General features: G+C 60.6%; 20 protein-coding genes. 10 read left to right on the top strand and 10 right to left on the bottom strand.

Translation table 11 applies throughout. The features are described 5' to 3' along the window. Positions 1-221 precede the first annotated feature (221 nt). The 4 genes from ACQKI2_RS09875 to ACQKI2_RS09860 form a co-directional block, all read right to left on the bottom strand. Positions 222-1634 (bottom strand): aldehyde dehydrogenase family protein, encoded by a 1413-nt coding sequence (locus ACQKI2_RS09875; protein ID WP_427379522.1) that lies wholly within the window; start codon positions 1632-1634, stop codon positions 222-224. Positions 1635-1815: 181 nt separating this feature from the next. Next, complete coding sequence (locus ACQKI2_RS09870; RefSeq protein ID WP_427379521.1) at positions 1816-2151, bottom strand: hypothetical protein; 336 nt, start codon at positions 2149-2151, stop codon at positions 1816-1818. A gap of 19 nt (positions 2152-2170) precedes the next feature. Then, a complete protein-coding gene (locus ACQKI2_RS09865; protein WP_427379520.1) occupies positions 2171-2974 on the bottom strand; it encodes a metallophosphoesterase family protein in 804 nt (267 codons plus the stop codon). After that, complete coding sequence (locus tag ACQKI2_RS09860; protein WP_427379519.1) at positions 2971-3816, bottom strand: diacylglycerol/lipid kinase family protein; 846 nt, start codon at positions 3814-3816, stop codon at positions 2971-2973. Before ACQKI2_RS09860 ends, ACQKI2_RS09865 begins: the two co-directional genes overlap by 4 nt. Before the next feature lie 155 nt (positions 3817-3971). Between ACQKI2_RS09860 and ACQKI2_RS09855 the strand changes: the two genes are divergently transcribed. Beyond that, positions 3972-4112: an entericidin A/B family lipoprotein gene (locus ACQKI2_RS09855; protein WP_427379518.1), complete on the top strand. Its 141-nt coding sequence runs from the start codon at positions 3972-3974 to the stop codon at positions 4110-4112. A gap of 86 nt (positions 4113-4198) precedes the next feature. Here ACQKI2_RS09855 and ACQKI2_RS09850 read toward each other — a convergent pair whose 3' ends face one another. The 3 genes from ACQKI2_RS09850 to ACQKI2_RS09840 all read right to left on the bottom strand — a co-directional run bounded on the left by ACQKI2_RS09850 (position 4199) and on the right by ACQKI2_RS09840 (position 6695). After that, positions 4199-5815: a sensor histidine kinase gene (locus ACQKI2_RS09850; protein ID WP_427379517.1), complete on the bottom strand. Its 1617-nt coding sequence runs from the start codon at positions 5813-5815 to the stop codon at positions 4199-4201. Positions 5816-5883: 68 nt separating this feature from the next. Then, positions 5884-6489, bottom strand: coding sequence for a sigma-70 family RNA polymerase sigma factor (locus ACQKI2_RS09845; protein WP_427379516.1), 606 nt, complete (start codon positions 6487-6489; stop codon positions 5884-5886). Next, a complete protein-coding gene (locus tag ACQKI2_RS09840) occupies positions 6486-6695 on the bottom strand; it encodes a NepR family anti-sigma factor (RefSeq protein ID WP_427379535.1) in 210 nt (69 codons plus the stop codon). Before ACQKI2_RS09840 ends, ACQKI2_RS09845 begins: the two co-directional genes overlap by 4 nt. Before the next feature lie 192 nt (positions 6696-6887). Between ACQKI2_RS09840 and ACQKI2_RS09835 the strand changes: the two genes are divergently transcribed. The 6 genes from ACQKI2_RS09835 (at position 6888) to ACQKI2_RS09810 (ending at position 11047) form a co-directional block, all read left to right on the top strand. Next, positions 6888-7676 carry a response regulator gene (locus ACQKI2_RS09835; RefSeq protein WP_427379515.1) on the top strand — a complete coding sequence of 263 codons (789 nt, stop codon included), beginning with the start codon at positions 6888-6890 and terminating at the stop codon, positions 7674-7676. Positions 7677-7742: 66 nt separating this feature from the next. Next, positions 7743-8090 carry a hypothetical protein gene (locus ACQKI2_RS09830; RefSeq protein WP_427379514.1) on the top strand — a complete coding sequence of 116 codons (348 nt, stop codon included), beginning with the start codon at positions 7743-7745 and terminating at the stop codon, positions 8088-8090. A 2-nt stretch (positions 8091-8092) separates the two neighbouring features. Next, positions 8093-8527, top strand: a complete 435-nt coding sequence (locus ACQKI2_RS09825; RefSeq protein ID WP_427379513.1) for a hypothetical protein — start codon at positions 8093-8095, stop codon at positions 8525-8527. A gap of 26 nt (positions 8528-8553) precedes the next feature. Beyond that, positions 8554-10389: an SLC13 family permease gene (locus tag ACQKI2_RS09820; protein ID WP_427379512.1), complete on the top strand. Its 1836-nt coding sequence runs from the start codon at positions 8554-8556 to the stop codon at positions 10387-10389. 99 nt (positions 10390-10488) lie between these two features. Next, entirely contained in the window at positions 10489-10662 is a 174-nt protein-coding gene (locus tag ACQKI2_RS09815; protein WP_035596789.1) for a DUF1328 domain-containing protein, read from the top strand. A 190-nt stretch (positions 10663-10852) separates the two neighbouring features. Then, positions 10853-11047, top strand: coding sequence for a CsbD family protein (locus ACQKI2_RS09810; protein WP_427379511.1), 195 nt, complete (start codon positions 10853-10855; stop codon positions 11045-11047). A 160-nt stretch (positions 11048-11207) separates the two neighbouring features. Here the strand turns inward: ACQKI2_RS09810 and ACQKI2_RS09805 are convergent, their stop codons facing one another. From ACQKI2_RS09805 to ACQKI2_RS09795, 3 genes are all read right to left on the bottom strand, one after another. Then, positions 11208-12242: a sensor histidine kinase gene (locus ACQKI2_RS09805; RefSeq protein WP_427379510.1), complete on the bottom strand. Its 1035-nt coding sequence runs from the start codon at positions 12240-12242 to the stop codon at positions 11208-11210. A gap of 408 nt (positions 12243-12650) precedes the next feature. Then, the gene (gene rnk, locus ACQKI2_RS09800; protein ID WP_427379509.1) at positions 12651-13037 is read right to left on the bottom strand and encodes a nucleoside diphosphate kinase regulator; all 387 of its coding nucleotides are present in this window, start codon (positions 13035-13037) and stop codon (positions 12651-12653) included. Between the two features lie 218 nt (positions 13038-13255). Beyond that, positions 13256-13738 (bottom strand): winged helix-turn-helix transcriptional regulator, encoded by a 483-nt coding sequence (locus ACQKI2_RS09795; RefSeq protein WP_427379508.1) that lies wholly within the window; start codon positions 13736-13738, stop codon positions 13256-13258. Between the two features lie 83 nt (positions 13739-13821). Between ACQKI2_RS09795 and ACQKI2_RS09790 the strand changes: the two genes are divergently transcribed. From ACQKI2_RS09790 to ACQKI2_RS09780, 3 genes are all read left to right on the top strand, one after another. Further along, positions 13822-14565 (top strand): SDR family NAD(P)-dependent oxidoreductase, encoded by a 744-nt coding sequence (locus ACQKI2_RS09790; protein WP_427379534.1) that lies wholly within the window; start codon positions 13822-13824, stop codon positions 14563-14565. Continuing rightward, complete coding sequence (locus tag ACQKI2_RS09785; protein WP_427379507.1) at positions 14565-15161, top strand: 2-hydroxychromene-2-carboxylate isomerase; 597 nt, start codon at positions 14565-14567, stop codon at positions 15159-15161. Before ACQKI2_RS09790 ends, ACQKI2_RS09785 begins: the two co-directional genes overlap by 1 nt. 193 nt (positions 15162-15354) lie before the next feature. Beyond that, a complete protein-coding gene (locus ACQKI2_RS09780; RefSeq protein ID WP_427379506.1) occupies positions 15355-17724 on the top strand; it encodes a TonB-dependent receptor in 2370 nt (789 codons plus the stop codon). Positions 17725-17740 lie beyond the last annotated feature (16 nt).

The following is a 17740-nucleotide window of genomic DNA, read 5'->3' as shown; positions in this document are numbered from 1 at the left end:
GGTGCCCCGCAGGGGCGGAGGGGGGAGCCCCACACCCCGACACCTCCTAGCTAAAAATCCGAGTCATCCCGGAAATCGCGAAGCGATTATCCGGGGCCTTCTCTCCGCCCTTTCCCCAAAACCGGCCGCCTCAAAAAGGCGCGTTCCGGCCCTCACTGCTGCACCCAAACAAAAACCCCTCCGTTGCCGGAGGGGTTTCATAGTTCACTCAATGGCGCGCATCAGGCCCGGCGCATGAAAACCGTCTGCGCCTGGCAGAATTCCAGCAGCCCCTCCTGCCCGCCTTCGACGCCGACGCCCGACTGTTTGTGCCCGCCAAAGGCCGCGTGCGGGGAAAGATGCTGGCTCTCATTGATCCAGACCGTGCCGGCCTGAAGCTGCGAGGCCAGTGCCTGCGCCCGGTCAAGATCCTTGGTCCAGATCGAGGCGCCGAGGCCATAAACCGTCGCATTTGCGCGCCCGACCACTTCATCAATGTTGTCAAACGACATCAGCGGCAGCACCGGCCCGAACTGTTCTTCCTGCACGATCCGCGCATTTTCCGGCGGGTTATCCAGGATTGTCACCGGCACGAAATATCCCGGCGCAGTCGAGGCATTGCCGCCGATCAGGAATTTGTAGCCCTGGTCCTTGGCATCCTGGATCAGCTCCAGCACCCGCTCATACTGCGCCTTGTTCTGCACCGGCCCAATCTGCGTGCCCTGCTCCGAGCCATCACCGACTTTCACGGTTTTGGCATGCTCGACAATCGCTGCCTTCAGTGGTTCGTATACGTCCTTGTGGATATACATCCGCTTGGTGGCGATGCAGATCTGCCCGGCATTGCGGAAGGCCGCCCAGAACAGCTGCTCGGCCACCTTCTCCACATCCACGTCCGGCATCACGATCGCCGCGTCATTGCCGCCCAGTTCCAGCGTCACCTTCTTCAGGTCTTTCGCCGCGCTGGCCATCACCTTCTTGCCGGTCTCGGTCGATCCGGTGAAGCTCACCTTGTCGATGTCCTTATGCGCCGTCAGCCATGGTCCAAGGCGGTCGGAACCGGAGATCACGTTGACCACGCCGGGCGGCAGAATGCCCCGGATCAGCTCGCCGATCTTCAGCGTCGTCAGCGGCGTTGTCGGTGCCGGCTTCACGACCACGGTGTTCCCCGCCAGCAGGGCCGGGGCCAGCTTGAACATCATCAGGATGATCGGAAAGTTCCACGGCACAATCGCCGCCACCACGCCAATCGGCCCATATCGGGTCACCGCCAGACGCTCCGGCGAATCCTCAGACACATGCTCCGGAATATCCAGCTTCGCCGTTTCCATCAGCCAGTGCGCCCCGCCCAGGACGTCGCCCATGGCGTCAGGATGCGGCTTGCCCTGTTCCTGCGTCAGCAGGCGCGCAAGCTCCTCGCCATTCTGCGCAATGACGCCAGCAATCGCCTGCAGCGCCTCGCGGCGTTTCCCGATGGGCGTTGCCCTCCAGCCCGGCAGCGCCGCGCGCGCAGCCGCTACCGCTTCATCAAGCTGCGCTTCCGTACAGTCAGGGGCCTGGGCAAAGACTGCGCCTGTGGCCGGGTTCTCAACGCCAAAGGTCTCGCTGCCCGAAACCGCCTGGCTGTTGATCGTCATCGTGAAAGTCTGGGACATCTGGTTCGTTTCCTCGGTTTGGTGTCTTGTTGGCGCACGCTAAGCCAGACAAAATCAAAACCGAAGACCAAATCTGCCACGTTCCCCTTAGGGAAAGCCCGCTTCAAAGGGAAAGGCGCGGGAAGCGAGCTTCCCGCGCCCGGCACCCTCACAAAAGCCGGCTGTTGAAGCCTGACTCCCCTTACTGTGGCGTGCCGTACTCGTCAGTAGGTTCTTCGGCCGGAACAGCCGGGTCCACGGTTCCCGTCGTCGTGTCGCCGCCAGGAATGCCGGGGGTCGGTTCCGGTTCCATGACTTCCGGGATTTCCCCCGGCTGAGACCCGACGGGCGGCACAGCCTCGGTTTCGGGAAACGTTGTATCCGGAACCGCAGGATCAGCCGCATCGGTGTCAGTGGACTCGGTCGTCCGGTCAAAGGCCGGCTCAATCGGGCCGATGGGTTCAGGCTCATTTCCGCAGGCGGCCAGGGCAACGCCGGCAAACAGGGCAACGCTCATACCAAGTGCTGCTTTACGCATTGTTCCGCTCCTTCCAAGATTATATGGCAACAACGCGCGGTGTACTGATCGGTTCCAGCGTATTGACATCCCAGCTCCCATGCGTTCCTTCGCGGAAGCGGCCATCCTGAAAGGTCTGCACATTCAGCGTCAGGATATCGTCCCGCACTTCCAATATGTTGAAGGCAGGCGGCTGCGTCCGAAGCCGGGTGGACAATGTGCCGGCGGTGATAGCGAGATATGCGCCCTCACCCTCCCGGATCAGCTCTGCATGCGGCGTATGCACATGGCCCGTCAGCAATATCTGCACCGGGCTTGCCGCAAGCCGCCGGCTCGCCTCCTCACCGCGCTTGGTTGCAGTCTGAAGCCCGGCTTTGGCGGGAGATACAAAGGGATGGTGGCAGGCAATCATATGCAGCCCCTCCGCGCCGGAATGAGCAATCACGGCGTCCAGATCGTCCAGATTGACGCGCCCTTCGGCCCAGTTCATACGGGTTTGCCATCCGCGAGATGTATTCAGCCCCCGGATGGATACACCCTCAATCGCCAGCGGGCCTGCGCGGCCGCTGAAATACCGGTCATACCGGCCAAACGCATCCGAGGCGCGCGCGGGCAGGTTAAGCAGAGGCGTATCATGGTTTCCCGGCACACACAGGATAGGTGCGCGAAAGCCGGAAAGCCATTCCTGCGCCGCCTCAAACTCTTCCCGCTTGCCGCGCTGGGTCAGATCACCCGAAACAACAATCGCATTGACATCCAGCTCCCGGACCAGATCACCGGCTACGCTCAGGGCTTCTTTGTCTTCGCGGCCGAAATGCAGGTCCGCAAAGTGGGCGATCTTCATGCCTCACCTCCAGCCACCAGAACACAGGCTGCCTTCGGGATATAGGAAATCGCCAGGGCCTCTCCTGGTTCACAGGGCTCACCATCGATCGTTGCGGGGATCGCTTTTCCCTCCGTGTGCCGCATCCGTATGGCCATCGCGCCTTCGGCATGGAAATGCGCACTTTCGCGCCAGCCGCGCGCCAAAGCGTCCATGGCAGATGCCGCGAGATCGAGATGATTGTCCGGCGCGATGACCGCGATCTCGAGGCCGTCCTGTTCGGCCGGAATGACAGCCACCGCCGTGGCCGGGCATTCTCTCACTGTATCGGGCTGGTCCACTTCCACCTGGATATTGCTCTCAATATCCAGCGCATCCCGATCCGTCAGAATACTGACGGCCTCAAGGATGGCCCCTTCCCTCACTGCTTCGCGCGAAGCGCCAATATGCGTCAACTGACCAAACAGCGCTGCCACATAAAAGCGCTGACCACCCACCTCCCCGGCAGATATCCAGCTGGGGCGCGGACTGGCCAACACGGCCTGAACAATTTTCTTCCAATCGAGTTCACCATTGTGAAGCCGCTTGGGCAGAAGGTTCATTGTGCCGCCCGGCAAAACCAGAACAGGCACACTCCCATTGGCAGACTGGAGCACGGCGCAGATCGTGCCATCGCCGCCCCACACCGCGATGGCCTCACAACCAGCCGCCACCAGACCGGCAACCTGATCTTCGAGGCGTGCGCCGACATCAACCGGCAGAACAGGCTCGTGGCCCTCTTCCACAAGGAAAGCCGCGAGCTGCTCGCGGCCATCTTCCGGAACAGAGCCGGATTTTTCGTTAACGACAATGCCGAGTTTCATCTGTCAGGTCTCCCGGATACCCAACGCATGGATATTTGGATTGTTCCGGTTCCGGATCAGTCAGAAATAATACCTGAGGAACCGGGAACCCACCGCGCGGCCATGCGTTTTTGATACATCTGCAGCTCATAAAGGAATGCAAAATGAAAAAGTCGATGAGTATCCCCCTTCTCGCTCTGGCCACTGTTTTCCTGGCGGCCTGCAATACGGTCAGAGGCGTTGGCGAAGACGTGCAGGCAGGTGGTGAAGCCATCGAAGACACGGCGCGCGCCACACAGGAAGAAATTTCGGAATAAGCGGACCAAATGACCCCTCCCGTTGATCCGCAGGGCGCGCCTCGCAAGGGGCGCGCCTTTTCAGTTGCCCGAAAAAGAATACCTGCTCAGGCCGGCCGTTCGGTGGGCACCATCTGGCTGACGGAAAATGCCAGTTCAATAGTGATCTCTGTTTCAGCCCCGTTATCCACGGACACGCTGCCCCCAATCTGACGGGCAAATGCCGACAGGAAAAGGCTGGTGTCACGGTCGATCTCGCCATTGCCCCCTGTACCATCACGGCCGCAAGTGAGCTTCAGCCTGCAATTGCCGTTGTCCCGGTCAAAATGCAAAACGACATCGGCCTCATCGTCGTTGGGACATAGAAGCCCGACTGCCTCCAGCACGAACATGCCCAGGGGCACGGCCAAATCTGCTGGCAGCGGACCGGGGGAAACATCCGGAATGATGCTGCGGCCACCTTCAACCCAGCCCTTCTGTTCGTCTACCTGGTTGCAGATGGCATTAAACAGATGCAGCGCCTCAACCGTATCCAGATTACCTTCATTCAGCAGAGTGTGGTGAACCGCCGCCATCATGGCCACCCGGTGCGCCGCAACCTTGAGGGCCGCCTGCGTTTCCGGCAACGGCTCACCGCGCCCCTGAAGTTTCAGCATACTGAGCATGACCTGAAGGTTATTCTTCACCCTGTGATGCACCTCCCGGAAGGCTGCTTTCATCTGCAGGAGTGCGCGCTGCATATCCGACTCATGCGTGGTTATGCGGCTGGTGAGGTCATCAAAGGCTTCGGCCACCTGTTGCATTTCCAGCGGCGCGCGGGAAAGCTCCGGCGTAAGCGGCATGTAGCGCGCCGAACTGCGCATATCCTGGATGCGAATGCGGATACGCTCCAGCCAACGCAGCACCATGGCGTCAGCAATCCAGCTGGCAGCGAGAAGCGCAGCCAGATAGGCAAGGATTGGGACGAGGAAAGCAAGAATGCCCTCCACGCGCTGCGGCGGCGAGGGCGCCCCCACCATCAGCCAAAGCCCTTCCGTTCTCAGCGGCAGCAGCACGATATCCAACGGCGGGCCCTGATCCGGGGTCAGACGATATGTCCGCCTGTTAAGACTGGCGCCTTCGCTGATCCATTCCATCGGCACGCCGGCCACGATATTCGAGCCGATCACCTCACCGCCTGGAACAACCAGAGCGGTGGTTGCCGAGCTCGATTCGGTCGCCTCGGCCAACCGCGCGGCAATATCCACGAGCGACATGCTGAGGCCGATGGAGCCCGCGAAATTTCCCTGCGGATCGTTCAGCCGGCGCAACATGAAGATGGCGGGATCGCCCAATACCCTGCTGCGCTGACCGCTGACCTCAATGGCCTCGACGCCCTTGCGCATCCGGTCATTCCATTCCAGCTGCGACATTGGCGTACCGACCACGCCTTCCCCGACCTCACTGCAGGTGACAATACCCTCCGCATTAAACCGAACCGTATTGCGCAGGGGCAGATCCAGAACGGCCATGCGATGGGTGATTTCGCTACAGGAATAATCGGCACTTTCTGCGGTGATCATACGCAGGGCCGTGCGCGTACGCACGAGTATCGTATCTATTTGCCGGAAGCGGTCCTGGGCAGTCTGCTGAAGCTCGTGAAACCGGATTCTCTGAGAAAATTGCTGTTCGCTCCAGGCGTTCATCGCGCCCATGATCAGCAGGGGGCTGAGAACGACAGCCATGGCGGAAATAACCTGTAGCCGGAGGCTCAGGCGTTTCCGCTTGGCACGTCCGTCCCCACCCGCTTGCGTCATCCGTTCTGCCGGCTCAGTACGTCAACCTGGTCCATGATATCGTTGAAAGCCGCCTCACCGGAAGTGACGTTGGAGCCGCTGGCACCGGCCGGCCCACCGTCATCTGCGTTCAACAGCTCGGCAAGGGCCTTCCGGGCCCGGCTGACCCGGCTCTTGATCGTTCCGACCGCGCACCCGACGATTTCCGCTGCTTCCTCATACGCCATTCCGCCCGCACCGATCAGAATGATCGCTTCGCGCTGATCCTGGGGCAGATGTTCGAGCGCGTTCCGCAGGGCAACCAGCTCAAGCCCCTTGTCGGGATTGTCGGAGGCTATCAGGGTCGCCTCGGCCACACCGGGCTCCAGCCCTGTCGAGCGCCAGCTGCGCCGCTTCTCCGAATAGAAGGAGTTGCGCAGAATGGTGAACGTCCAGGCCTTGAAACTGGTGTTTTCGGTATAGCTCTCCCGGGCATTCCAAGCCTTGAGCAGCGCATCCTGCACAAGATCATCGGCTTGAACCGGATCGCCGCAAAGGCTGCGCGCAAAAGCGCGCAGATGAGGCGTCACCTCCATGAGGGCCGCCTTGAAGTCCGAAAGGGACAGTGCCTGGGTGGCGGTCATGCATCACCATCGGGTCGCGATTTGGCGCCCGCCTTGGCTTTCGCCTCGGCCTGCTCAAGCAGTTTGAAGAAGTCATCCGGAACAGACTCACCCACCACCCCATCGTACATCTCTCGGAGACGCTCACCGATAGCGCGGTTGCCAAGACGGCGCTGACCGCGCCGCCCGTCGGGGTCTTTATTGTTTATTTTTCCGGACTCACTCATCTTCAAGCCTTAAATTCCATTCACTCGCGGACCGATAAGCCAAAAAGGGCCAAGTGGTCATATTCGTGCCATAAACGCCTCGACCATGGATAGGTTCCATGGCACACTGTACTTAGCGAATTAATTCTTCAGCATATGAAACCATTCTGCGTCCCGTGCGTTGTAACGCTCAGATAGCATAGAGGTTCCATTATGAGTCTGATCGCCCAATACGGCCCCCATCTTCCTTTTCTCCGCCGCTACGCGCGGGCCCTGACAGGGGCTCAGGAGAGTGGTGATGCGTATATCCGGGCCTGCCTGGAAGCCCTGAGCGAAGACCCCGGCATGATGGAGGAGGCTTCGTCTCCCCGCGTGACGCTGTATCGCTTTTTCCACGCGATCTGGTCAACCACCGGCGCCAGGCTGGAAACGGGGGGCAAGCCGGCCGGCTCCACGCCGGAAGCCCGCCTGCGAAAGTTGGCCCCGATCCAGCGGCAAGCCTTCCTTCTGACCACTCTGGAAGGCTTCAGCCGGCCGGAAGCCTGTGAGATTCTCGACAAGAACGCGACAGAGCTGGAACAGCTTATCGATGCCGCCCACCAGGAGATCGAGCAGCAATTGTCCACCTCCGTTCTGATCATCGAGGACGAACCGATCATCGCTGCCGATCTTGCCAACCTCGTCGAGGATCTGGGACACACCTTTGCCGGCAACGCCGCCACTCGCAAACAAGCCGTGGATCTTGCCCGCCGCGTGAAACCTGGCCTCATCCTCTGTGATGTTCAGTTGGCGGATAATTCTTCCGGCATCGATGCCGTGCAGGATATTCTGACCGATTTCGACCTGCCGGTCATCTTCATCACAGCCTTCCCGGAGCGGCTTCTGACCGGCGAACGGCCGGAGCCGACCTATCTCATCACCAAGCCGTTCCAGGACGATACGGTGAAGGCGGCCATCAGCCAGGCCCTCTTCTTCCACACTCAGCCCGAACCGCAAAACTGACGGCCCCTTGGAACCAACCGCTTTCTCCTTCGTTGATCCGTTGAAGGACACTGAAAGGAGAAAGCGATGGCCACCCCCCAAACTTCAAGCCGCCGGTCGCGCAGCCGCGCCAACGGTCACGACAAGAAAGCAGTTGCTGCGGCCGCAGCCGCCCGTAACGATCTTCATACTGCCCAGGAGGCTGCGGAGACATTTGTATCTGCGGTTAAATCCTCGGCGAATCATTTCACGGAGCATCTTGGCCGCGCCGTTGGCGAAAAGGTCGTCAAGGCACAGCATGGCGCCGAAACGGTTGCCGAAAGAGCTGTCGATGCCCGCCACCGGCTGGAAGACACGATCCGTGAACGTCCGCTGATGGCAGTTGGCGCCGCAGCTGGCGCAGGCATTCTTCTGGCGCTGCTGTCTCGCCGCTAAACATGGCTGCCAGTCTAAAACTTCGCGCCATTATGATGGCCGGCGGGTCCGTAATCGGGCTCGCCGGTGCCGGCGCCCTCACTTGGGCCGGAGTTGTTGCCCTAGCGCCCTATATGGGGCTGGCGATTGCGGGCGCTGTTGTCGGCGGGCTTCTGCTTATCGGGGCAGCCTTTGCCATGTGGAAAGCAACACGCCCAGCCGTTCCTATGGAAGAAGAATTTGCAGGCGTAACCGCTGCAGCGGTGAACACAGCAGCGTACATCCGCGACGATACGCTCGACACATTGACGGGCATGTCCATCAATGTGGTGGGTAACATGGTCGAGAAACGCCCCCTGCTCACATTGCTCGGCGTAGGCGTTGCCGCCTATGCTGTGGCCCGCGCCCCGAACACGAGCGCTGGAATAGTGGATCGCATGCTGTCCCGTCTGGTCTGACGGGACACATCTGGGGCGCAACCAAAATGACACTTCCGCAAGCGGGCATCTTTGCCATTCTGGGCATGACCGCCCTGCTCTTCATCTGGGGCAGATGGCGGCATGATCTTGTCGCCCTCGGCGCGTTGATCGCATGTATACTCGCCGGGCTCGTGCAGCCCGGCGATGCCTTTTCCGGATTCGGAAATCCTGCGGTCATCACGGTCGCATCCGTCCTTATTCTGAGTTTCGCGCTGCAGACGACAGGCGTTGTCGATACATTGACCGCGCGCGTCCTGCCCTCCAGTTCCGGCAGCACGGTCTCCATTATCGCCCTGTCGGCGCTTGCCGCTGGGCTTTCTGCCTTCATGAACAATGTCGGCGCCCTGGCACTGCTGATGCCCATTGCCATCAAGACCGCCGGACGTCTGGGCGTTGCGCCGGGGCGCGTGCTGATGCCGGTCTCCTTCGCCTCCATTCTGGGCGGCATGACCACCCTTACCGGAACGCCGCCAAACCTGATCGTTGCCGGCTTCAGCGGCCAGGCTGGCAGCACGGCCTTCACGATGTTTGACTTTGCGCCCGTGGGGCTTGCTGTTTCAGTGGGCGGACTTCTGCTGATCGCCATCGGCTGGAGGCTTGTTCCGGCGCGAGAGCGCGCCGATCTCTCCAGCTTTGAAACCGCGCCTTACATAATCGAGGCGCGCATCAGGCAGGATTCTTCCATCATCGGCCAGTCGCTGCGCGACATAGAATACCAGCTCGACACCACCGATGCCCAGATCGTGGGCCTGCTGCGGGACGACCGCCGCATATCGGCGCCCAGCCCCTACCGCGAAGTGCGCGGCGGCGACATTCTGGTAATCGAAGCAGATCCCAAGGCCATCGGCGACGCCCTCTCCAAGCTGGGCTTGAGCCTTGATACCATCGAGAAGGCCGAGGAAGAAAAGCGGGAAGAGAAAGAAAACACGGAAAGTTCGAGCAAGGATGAAAAGGAAGCCCAACAGGAAAGCCGGCTGCAATCTGGCGATGTGATCCTGATGGAACTGGCCGTTCGCCCCAACGCGCTTCTGCTGGGGCTCACCATCAAGCTTATCGAGCTGCGGCGGGAGTTCGGTGTAAACCTGATTGCCCTGTCGCGGGACGGCAAGGAGTCGATGGCGCGCCTGAACTCTACGCCCATCCGCTCCGGAGATGTGTTACTGGTTCAGGGAAACCCTGACGCGATCCTTGAATTTGCAAACCGTTATGGCTGCGTGCCCCTCGCCGAGCGGCCGCTGAAAATCCCGAACACACGCAAGGCATTCCTCGCCGCCGCAATCATGGTGTTTGCCATTGCCGGCGCAGCCTTCGGGCTCCTGCCTGCCGCGATCACCTTCGCGGCCGGCGTCCTGGCAGTCGCCGTTTTCAAGGTCGTGCCTCTGCGAAAGCTGTACGAGCCAATCGACTGGCCGGTAATTGTGCTGCTTGGCGCGCTCATTCCTGTTGCGGGCGCCATGTCGACCACCGGCGCGGCTGATCTTCTGGCCCAGGGCCTCATCACGGCCTCAGGCGGCGCCAACCCGGTCTACACCATGATCATTCTGCTGATCGTTACGATGACGCTCTCCGATTTCATGAACAATGCCGCCACCGCAGCCGTCATGTGCCCCATCGCGCTGGGCGCCGCTGCCCAGCTTCAGGTTAATCCGGATACCTATCTCATGGCGGTGGCGGTGGGCGCGTCCTGCGCTTTCCTCACCCCGATTGGCCACCAGAACAACGCCCTCATTCTGGGGCCGGGGGGCTTCCGTTTTGGCGATTACTGGCGCCTTGGCCTGCCTATGGAAATTGTGGTGATCTGCGCCGCCACGCCCATGCTGCTCTGGGTGTGGCCTCTCTGACAGCTGTGCCAAGATGAATAAAGCAGCGGAACCTCGGAGGCTCAGGCGCGTTCCCTTTTCACAGACCGAAAGAGTGGTCATTTGACAAAGGAGACTTCCATGCTTGGTTGGGCACTGACATTCTTTATCCTCGCAATCATCGCCGCCCTGCTTGGCTTCGGTGGCATCGCTGGCGCCGCTGCGAGCATCGCGCAAATTCTGTTCTTCGTCTTCCTGGCGCTTCTCGTGGTGACCTTTGTTGCCCGCGCACTGCGGGGCCGTAGCATCACCTGACACATCCCTGTGAAAACATCTCTGCACCTCAAAGGGCGCCTTCGGGCGCCCTTTTTTATGAAAGCGGTCGCTGCCTTACGACCCCGGAAGAGCAACACGGGTTATTTCGAACCTTCCTGGAACTGAATCAATCTGGGCGCGTTTCTTAGATGTACGAAACAAACAATTCGATCATCGAATGGAGCTCGCCATGACTAACAAGAACACTGTTAAAGGCGTTGGCAATCAGGTTGCCGGCAATGCCAAGGAAGCAGCAGGGAAAGTCTCCGGCAACAAAAAGCTTGAAGCCGAAGGCCGCCTTCAGGAGCTGAAAGGCGATGCCCAACGCGCCGCCGGCAAGGTTGAAGACAAGATCAAGAAATCGGCGGACGACAACCGCAAGTAATCCGGAAGGTCCTGATCAGGACAAGGAGGAACTACAGGCGCCGCGTCAGCGTCCCCCCACCCCCCACGTGAGGCGCCTGTTCCGCCACCCAACCAAGGTTGGGTGGCGGTTTCCGTTCTGGCGGTAGTATCTCTGAAAAAATGCGGGGTGCGGGACGCCTTCAATCGGCGGCCTCATCTCCCAGCTGGTAAACCAGCGAGAAATCAACCCGCAGCCCGTCCGCGTTCATCACGCGCGACACCTGCCCGCCAGCCGAACTGACAATTCGCTGGATGACTGTCAGGCCCGTACTCGTGGAAGAAGACACTTCGGACGCAACGTCCGGCACATTCTCCAGCGGCTCGATCCAGGAAAGGTGCAGCCATCCGTCCTCAATGCGGCCTTCACAACGGATCTGGTCCCCGTTGCGCAGGGCGCCATACTTCAGAGAGTTCGTCGTCAGCTCTCCGATCACCACGGCGATCACGCGCATCTGCGCCTCATCGACCAGGCAATCAGGCATGCCGCAGACATCAATCGTTTCTTCCGAAACGCCCGCTGCATCCACAAGGTCAGCCACCAGAGACCGCAGCGGGAAATCGCTCGACGCCTCCACCAGCTTTCCCTGCGCAACAGCCAGCGACGAGAAGCGGGCCACCAGTTCCTCGGCGAAACGCTGATGCTCGGGCGCCTGCCGGGCGCTGATCTTGGCAATGGAGCTTGCCACGGCAAAGGCGTTCTTCAGCCGGTGCCGCATTTCGAGGGCGATGGTGTCATACATCTTCCGGTTGGTGACTGCATCAGTCACGTCCTTGGAAACGACCAGCACACCGGTCACCTCCCCATCACCGTCCTGGATCGGCGAGACGCGCACATCCCACCATTTCGGCCGGCCGCGGGCCGTCGGGCAAAAGCCGCGAAAATCTGTGGTCTCTCCAAGGGCGCCCTTGGCGGTAGCTTCCTGCACGACTGGATGGGAGTCCTCCGGCCAGAGATCCCACCAGCGCCGGCCCGCCACATCCATCTCGGCATTCAACTGGCGCGCCACCAACCCTGCCGGGTTCATGTAGCGGATGCGGCCTTCGATATCGAGAACCTTGATGCAATCGCGGCTGCTCTGGAGCAGAGCAGCGAGAACGGGATCGGAAAGACTCGCTGAAAGATCGTTCTGAGAGACGGCTCGCAAAGCGCCATCTGGTGCCGGGCTGCGATGCATTGCACCATACTCCTCGCTCGGTCCCACGGCAGAATTGCCCTCTTGCACTTCCCCCACACCAGAAAGAAGCGGAAATGTTTGTTTTGCGCAAGCCCTGGTTGCTAGTTCAGCCGCAATTGGAGCAGCTTGGTTAACAGCGCGAAAACCAGGCGAAGCAACCACGCCCGCTGCCTGATTCCGGGGCGAACGCCCCTGGAGCCGGTCGAAAATGTTCTCTATACAGATTTTGATGACACAGCCCCTGTTATCCCGGATTCAACCCATGATGAGCTTCGTGAATCTCGAGACCAACTCAGGAGACAAAAAGGCACGGAAGCTTTTACGCACCTGGCAGGGAACCGGATTTCAAATCAGCAAGAATTTTTGCAGAGGCCAGCTTTTGTCGCCTGGGAGACAGAAAAGCGCCGCCTACTCCCGCATAACGCTGAGAACCTCCAACTCGTGCGAGCGCCCGTCCACGCCGCGCCACGCCATGGTATCCCCCGCCCGCAGGCCGATCAGCATCGCCCCCACCTGCGTCAGCACAGAAATCCGCCTGGCCGCAATGTTCGCTTCGTTGGGATACACCAGCGAGAAATCGTCATAGAGGGTGCCATCATAATTGAAGCGCACCCGGTCATGCATCCGCACCACATCAAGCGGTACGTTTTCCCCAGGCGCAATCCGCGCCCGCGTCAGTTCTTCGATCAGGGTATCAGCGGCAGGCTCGCGGCCCTGAACGGCATGGGCAAGGTCTGACAGGCGTTCGAGTTCTTCATCCGTCACATAGACGGGCGGGCGTTTGAATTTGGACATTTTAGATTCCAGATGCGTGAAAGCGCCACGGCCTGCAGGGGCGGAGCGGTTTGATGATTTTAAGGGTGAAGACCGGTCTCTCCCCTGATCGCGCCCAGGTTACAGGCAAAATCAGGGGCTAGCGGCGTGCGGCAGCACGCGCAGCGGAAATGAAAAGGAGAGCCGTGTTCAACGTCATGGCTGCCAACATGGCCACGCGGGCGGCCTAGTCAAGCCGTTCAGTCAGTGAGGCGGCCATCCCACGCCCCCTTGCGGGCGCCGGGGCCGGGATGGGGCACCACATCTCGCGGGCTGACCGCTTCGCCGCATTCGGAGCAGGTCAGCACGCTGTGGAAGTCGTGCCCACAGGCCTTGTGCCGGTGCAGCAGCGGGGGCCCCTTCTTTCCGGCATAGTGCGCGTCGCCCCAATGCACGAGGCTGATGATCACCGGATAGAGGCCAAGCCCCTTCTCCGTCAGCCGGTATTCATAGCGCAGCGGCGTCTGGCTGTAGGCCACCTTCTCCAGAACGCCGTGATCCACCAGATGCTTCAGCCGCTCGGTCAGCACACGCCGGGCAATCCCCAGATGCGCCTGGAACTCATCAAACCGCCGCACACGGAGAAAAGCTTCCCGCAGCACCAGCAACGTCCAGCGGTCTCCGACCACCGCCATCGCGCGCGCCAGAGAACAATTCTCCCGATCAAGATCCTGCCACTTCATACCCCACTTTAAGCATTGACTTGGTCTTAATTCAAGACTTACTTATCCGTTAACAGAGGGAGGCTGTGATGCCAGACCAGAAAATACCTGAGCGGAACGCCACCTGCGCCATCATCGGCGCGGGAGACTTCATAGGGTCTGCCATCGCGCGCAAATTTGCGGCTGAGGGCTACACCGTCTTTGCGGGCCGGCGCACGGCAGATAAGCTGGAAAAGCTGAAGACGGAGATCGAGGCGGCCGGCGGCCAATGTATCGCCCGCGGCCTGGATGCCCGGAAAGAGGAAGACATTACCGCCTTCCTTCAGGAGGCGGATGCCCACGCGCCGCTGGAAATTGTGATCTCCAATCCCGGCGCCAATGTCTATTTTCCCCTGCTCGAAACAAGTGAGCGCGTCTTCTTCAAGGTGTGGGAGATGGCCTGCAAGGCCGGCTTCCTGACGGGGCGCGAAGCCGCCAGGCTGATGCTGGCGCGCGGCAAGGGATCCATCTTCTTCACGGGCGCCACCGCCAGTCTGCGCGGCGGCATAGGCTATGCCGCCTTTGCCAGCGCCAAGGGCGGCCTGCGCCTGATGGCTCAGGCCATGGCCCGCGAACTCGGCCCGCAGAACATCCACGTCGCCCATCTCATCATCGATGCAGGCGTGGATACCGATTTCGTCAGGGAGCGGATAAAATCATCACGCGGTGAAGAGGCCGTCAGCAACCTTCCGCCCGATACCCTGATGGACCCCGCCTCCATCGCGGATGCCTATTGGTATCTGCACCAGCAGAAACGTGACGCATGGACCTTCGAAATGGACCTGCGCCCCTACAAGGAGACCTGGTAATGAAGACCGTTGAATTTCAGTTCGATTTCGGCAGCGCCAATGCCTATCTCGCCCACAAGGTCGCGCCCCAGATCGAGGCACGCACCGGCGCCCGCTTCGACTATGTGCCCGTCCTGCTCGGCGGTGTCTTCAAGCTGACGAACAACCAGTCGCCCATGCAGGCTTATGCCAACATCCCCAACAAGCTCGCCTATGAGCGGCTGGAGATGGACCGCTTCATTGCACGCCACAAGATCCCCTTCGTGATGAACCCGTTCTTCCCGGTCAACACGCTGTTGATGATGCGCATGGCAACCGCCGCCGCAATCGATGGCGGCCTGATGGACCTGGTCAATGCCACCTTCCCCCTGATGTGGGAGCAAGGGTTGAACATGGGCGACCCTGATGTCGTGGCAACACATCTCTCCGCTGCCGGCATAGACGCCCCCCGCCTGATGGCCCGCGCCCAGGAGGATGACGTGAAGCAGCGCCTGATGGCCACCACCGAGACCGCCGTCAAACGCGGCGCCTTTGGCAGCCCGACCTTCTTTGTCGGCGGCGACATCTATTTCGGGAAAAACACTCTGCCAGAGGTGGAAGCGCGCCTTTCAGACTGAGTCTTGGGCGCCCTCATTGGAATACGATACGGGCAGGCCAGGGGCTTGCCCGTTTTTTTTGCGGCGCCGCACAAAGAAACTGCATTCGCCGCCCGAACCGCAACAATCTCTACAGATGGGCGCCTAAGGATTTGCGCCTGCCCCTGCCAGGCGCTCACTGACTCTGCTCTGCAGAATCGCATGGAGGGACCCTATGCTGCAAACGATCCGCAACACGATGAAATCTCAGATCAGCGTTCTGGCACTCATCAGCGCGGCGGGGATGTGGCCAGCGTTTGCCCAGGTTTCAGCCGCTCCCGCCACGGATGATCAGGCAGTGATGGAGGCAGTGGTCGTCGAGGGGCGCCGCGTATCGCAGACGGATCTTGCCATCGGTGTTGGCGAAGCAACCAACACCGTCGCCGTGACGCGCGAGGAACTTCTCTCTGCGCCGGGCGGCATCTCCGGACTGAAGATGCTGGAGACCCTTCCCGGTTTCAACGTACAGACGGACGGCGCCCTGGGTCTCTATGAGTTTGGTAACTCGGTGACCGTTCGCGCCTTCAACCTTCAGCAGATCGGCTTCGTGCTGGACGGCGTTCCCATGGGCCGCTCCGACGCCTTCGGCGGCAGTCCGATCTTCCGCTATGTTGATAACGAAAACCTCGGCTCGGTCGTTGCCTCTCCCGGCGCCGGCGATGTCTCCCTGCCCAGCTATGCCTCGCTCGGCCCGATCGTGTCCTATAACTCCATCGCTCCCAGCGAAGAGATGGGCGGCATGGCCGCCATCACCATCGGCGATGACAATCTCCAGCGGACATTCCTGAAACTCGAAACCGGCCGCATCGGCGGCTTTTCCGCCTATCTCAGCCGCTCCAAGACCGATAGCGACCTCTGGCGCGGCGCCGGCTCGATCGACCGGGAACACCTGGAAGGCAAGCTGCGCTATGACTTCCAGAACGACGCTTTCCTCCAGCTGGGCTATGTCAGCAACGACTTCTTCGACTACGACTCCCCGTCGATGAGCCGCACGCTGTATGAAGCCGAGGGCCGCGAGTATGGCTATATCGGCTACATCCCCGACAGCTGCATCTCGCCTCAGCCCGGCGTCTATGATTTCAACGGCGACAGCGTCATTGACGGTAGCGACTTCACGCCCGTCTTTACGCAGAGCTCCTGCATGAACTACTACGAGGACCGCATCAACATCCGCGATGACGTGCTCTATTCGCTGAACGGCGGCATGTCCCTCACCGACAATATCAACCTCACTGCCACCGCCTATTATGAAGACAAGGACGGCTACGGAGTATCTCCCGACAGCTATTCCAACACCCTCAGCATCTACAACCGCCAGCTCGCGGCGGGCCTGGATGTCGTTCATCCGCGGGGCGTTCAGTATGGCCTCTCCGGCGTCGGCGGCATCCGCAAGGGCATCGTGGCTGGCCTGAGCTGGGAAATCGCCAATCATACGCTCGAAGTGGGCGGCTGGACCGAGACCGACGATTATCACCGCACCCAGCTGCGCCTCAACAAGACCGGCGGCACCGCCGATGGCGACGTGATCTGGGATGAGGTCGCCTATTATCGCCGCGACTACGACTCCCTGCGCGAAACCCGCCAGTATTATATCAAGGACACGGTCCGCCTGCTCGACGACAAGCTCGCCCTGGAGCTTGGCCTGAAGATGCTGGACATCGACTATTCGCTGAACGGCTTCCGCGACTATTACGACTATGAAGTCACCGGCACGCCGGTCTCGATCTCTGCAAACTACAAGAGTGATCCCCTGCCGATGATCGGCGCGGTCTACTCGCTCAACAATACCGACCAGATCTTCGCCTCCTACTCGCAGAACTACGCCCTGCCGCGCGGTACGGATGATATCTTCTCGACGGCGGTCACCTTCGACGCGCCCAAGCCGGCCGCAGAGGAAGCGGAAAACTTCGAGCTTGGCTTCCGCACCAACCGGCCGACCTTCAACGGCGCCGTCTCGTTATTCTATACGAGCTTTGAAAACCGCCTGGTTGCCGGCAACGTCCAGAACCCGGAAACCTTCGAGAACGAGACCTTCTATATCAACGCCGGCGGCACCACCGCTTACGGCGTTGAACTCTCGGGTGTCTGGCAGCCGGAAATCTTCGACAACAAGCTCTATGGCGACGTGAGCCTCACCTACAACCACGCCGAACTTGATGACGGCTTTGCCGGCAACCCCGCCGGCAGCCTGCTGGCCGACAGCCCGGAATGGCTGTTCACCGGCGGCGTCACCTGGGAGCCAACCGAATGGCTCGTCGCCAACGTGTCCACCAAATACACCGGCGAGCGCTATGCCGACTTCCGCGAAGCCGCCTCCTCGCCCGGCAACAAGATGGAAGGCTACTTCATCTGGAGCGGCTATGTGGATCTCGGCGGCCCGAACAATTTCGGCCTCCCGGAAAATGTCAGCCTGCGGTTCAACATCGACAACATCTTCGATGAAGACACCCTCGCCTTCACCTTTACCACCACGGGCTCCGGCGCGGCCACCTTCCGCCCCCTCAATCCGCGCACCGCTCAGGTGACGCTCACGGCTAGGTTCTGATTATGCTGCTATCATC

Source organism: Hyphomonas sp. NPDC076881 (genome assembly GCF_050269995.1).
GTDB lineage: Bacteria > Pseudomonadota > Alphaproteobacteria > Caulobacterales > Hyphomonadaceae > Hyphomonas.
The sequence above is the reverse complement of the archived record's forward strand: the minus strand, read 5'-3'. Positions and strand labels throughout refer to the sequence as shown.

Excerpts from the sequence above, each read along its gene's own strand:
- ACQKI2_RS09875 (WP_427379522.1), bottom strand. The coding sequence starts at position 1,634 with ATGTCCCAGACTTTCACGATGACGATCAACAGCCAGGCGGTTTCGGGC.
- ACQKI2_RS09870 (WP_427379521.1), bottom strand. The coding sequence starts at position 2,151 with ATGCGTAAAGCAGCACTTGGTATGAGCGTTGCCCTGTTTGCCGGCGTT.
- ACQKI2_RS09865 (WP_427379520.1), bottom strand. The coding sequence starts at position 2,974 with ATGAAGATCGCCCACTTTGCGGACCTGCATTTCGGCCGCGAAGACAAA.
- ACQKI2_RS09860 (WP_427379519.1), bottom strand. The coding sequence starts at position 3,816 with ATGAAACTCGGCATTGTCGTTAACGAAAAATCCGGCTCTGTTCCGGAA.
- ACQKI2_RS09855 (WP_427379518.1), top strand. The coding sequence starts at position 3,972 with ATGAGTATCCCCCTTCTCGCTCTGGCCACTGTTTTCCTGGCGGCCTGC.
- ACQKI2_RS09850 (WP_427379517.1), bottom strand. The coding sequence starts at position 5,815 with ATGGCTGTCGTTCTCAGCCCCCTGCTGATCATGGGCGCGATGAACGCC.
- ACQKI2_RS09845 (WP_427379516.1), bottom strand. The coding sequence starts at position 6,489 with ATGACCGCCACCCAGGCACTGTCCCTTTCGGACTTCAAGGCGGCCCTC.
- ACQKI2_RS09840 (WP_427379535.1), bottom strand. The coding sequence starts at position 6,695 with ATGAGTGAGTCCGGAAAAATAAACAATAAAGACCCCGACGGGCGGCGC.
- ACQKI2_RS09835 (WP_427379515.1), top strand. The coding sequence starts at position 6,888 with ATGAGTCTGATCGCCCAATACGGCCCCCATCTTCCTTTTCTCCGCCGC.
- ACQKI2_RS09830 (WP_427379514.1), top strand. The coding sequence starts at position 7,743 with ATGGCCACCCCCCAAACTTCAAGCCGCCGGTCGCGCAGCCGCGCCAAC.
- ACQKI2_RS09825 (WP_427379513.1), top strand. The coding sequence starts at position 8,093 with ATGGCTGCCAGTCTAAAACTTCGCGCCATTATGATGGCCGGCGGGTCC.
- ACQKI2_RS09820 (WP_427379512.1), top strand. The coding sequence starts at position 8,554 with ATGACACTTCCGCAAGCGGGCATCTTTGCCATTCTGGGCATGACCGCC.
- ACQKI2_RS09815 (WP_035596789.1), top strand. The coding sequence starts at position 10,489 with ATGCTTGGTTGGGCACTGACATTCTTTATCCTCGCAATCATCGCCGCC.
- ACQKI2_RS09810 (WP_427379511.1), top strand. The coding sequence starts at position 10,853 with ATGACTAACAAGAACACTGTTAAAGGCGTTGGCAATCAGGTTGCCGGC.
- ACQKI2_RS09805 (WP_427379510.1), bottom strand. The coding sequence starts at position 12,242 with ATGCATCGCAGCCCGGCACCAGATGGCGCTTTGCGAGCCGTCTCTCAG.
- rnk (WP_427379509.1), bottom strand. The coding sequence starts at position 13,037 with ATGTCCAAATTCAAACGCCCGCCCGTCTATGTGACGGATGAAGAACTC.
- ACQKI2_RS09795 (WP_427379508.1), bottom strand. The coding sequence starts at position 13,738 with ATGAAGTGGCAGGATCTTGATCGGGAGAATTGTTCTCTGGCGCGCGCG.
- ACQKI2_RS09785 (WP_427379507.1), top strand. The coding sequence starts at position 14,565 with ATGAAGACCGTTGAATTTCAGTTCGATTTCGGCAGCGCCAATGCCTAT.
- ACQKI2_RS09780 (WP_427379506.1), top strand. The coding sequence starts at position 15,355 with ATGCTGCAAACGATCCGCAACACGATGAAATCTCAGATCAGCGTTCTG.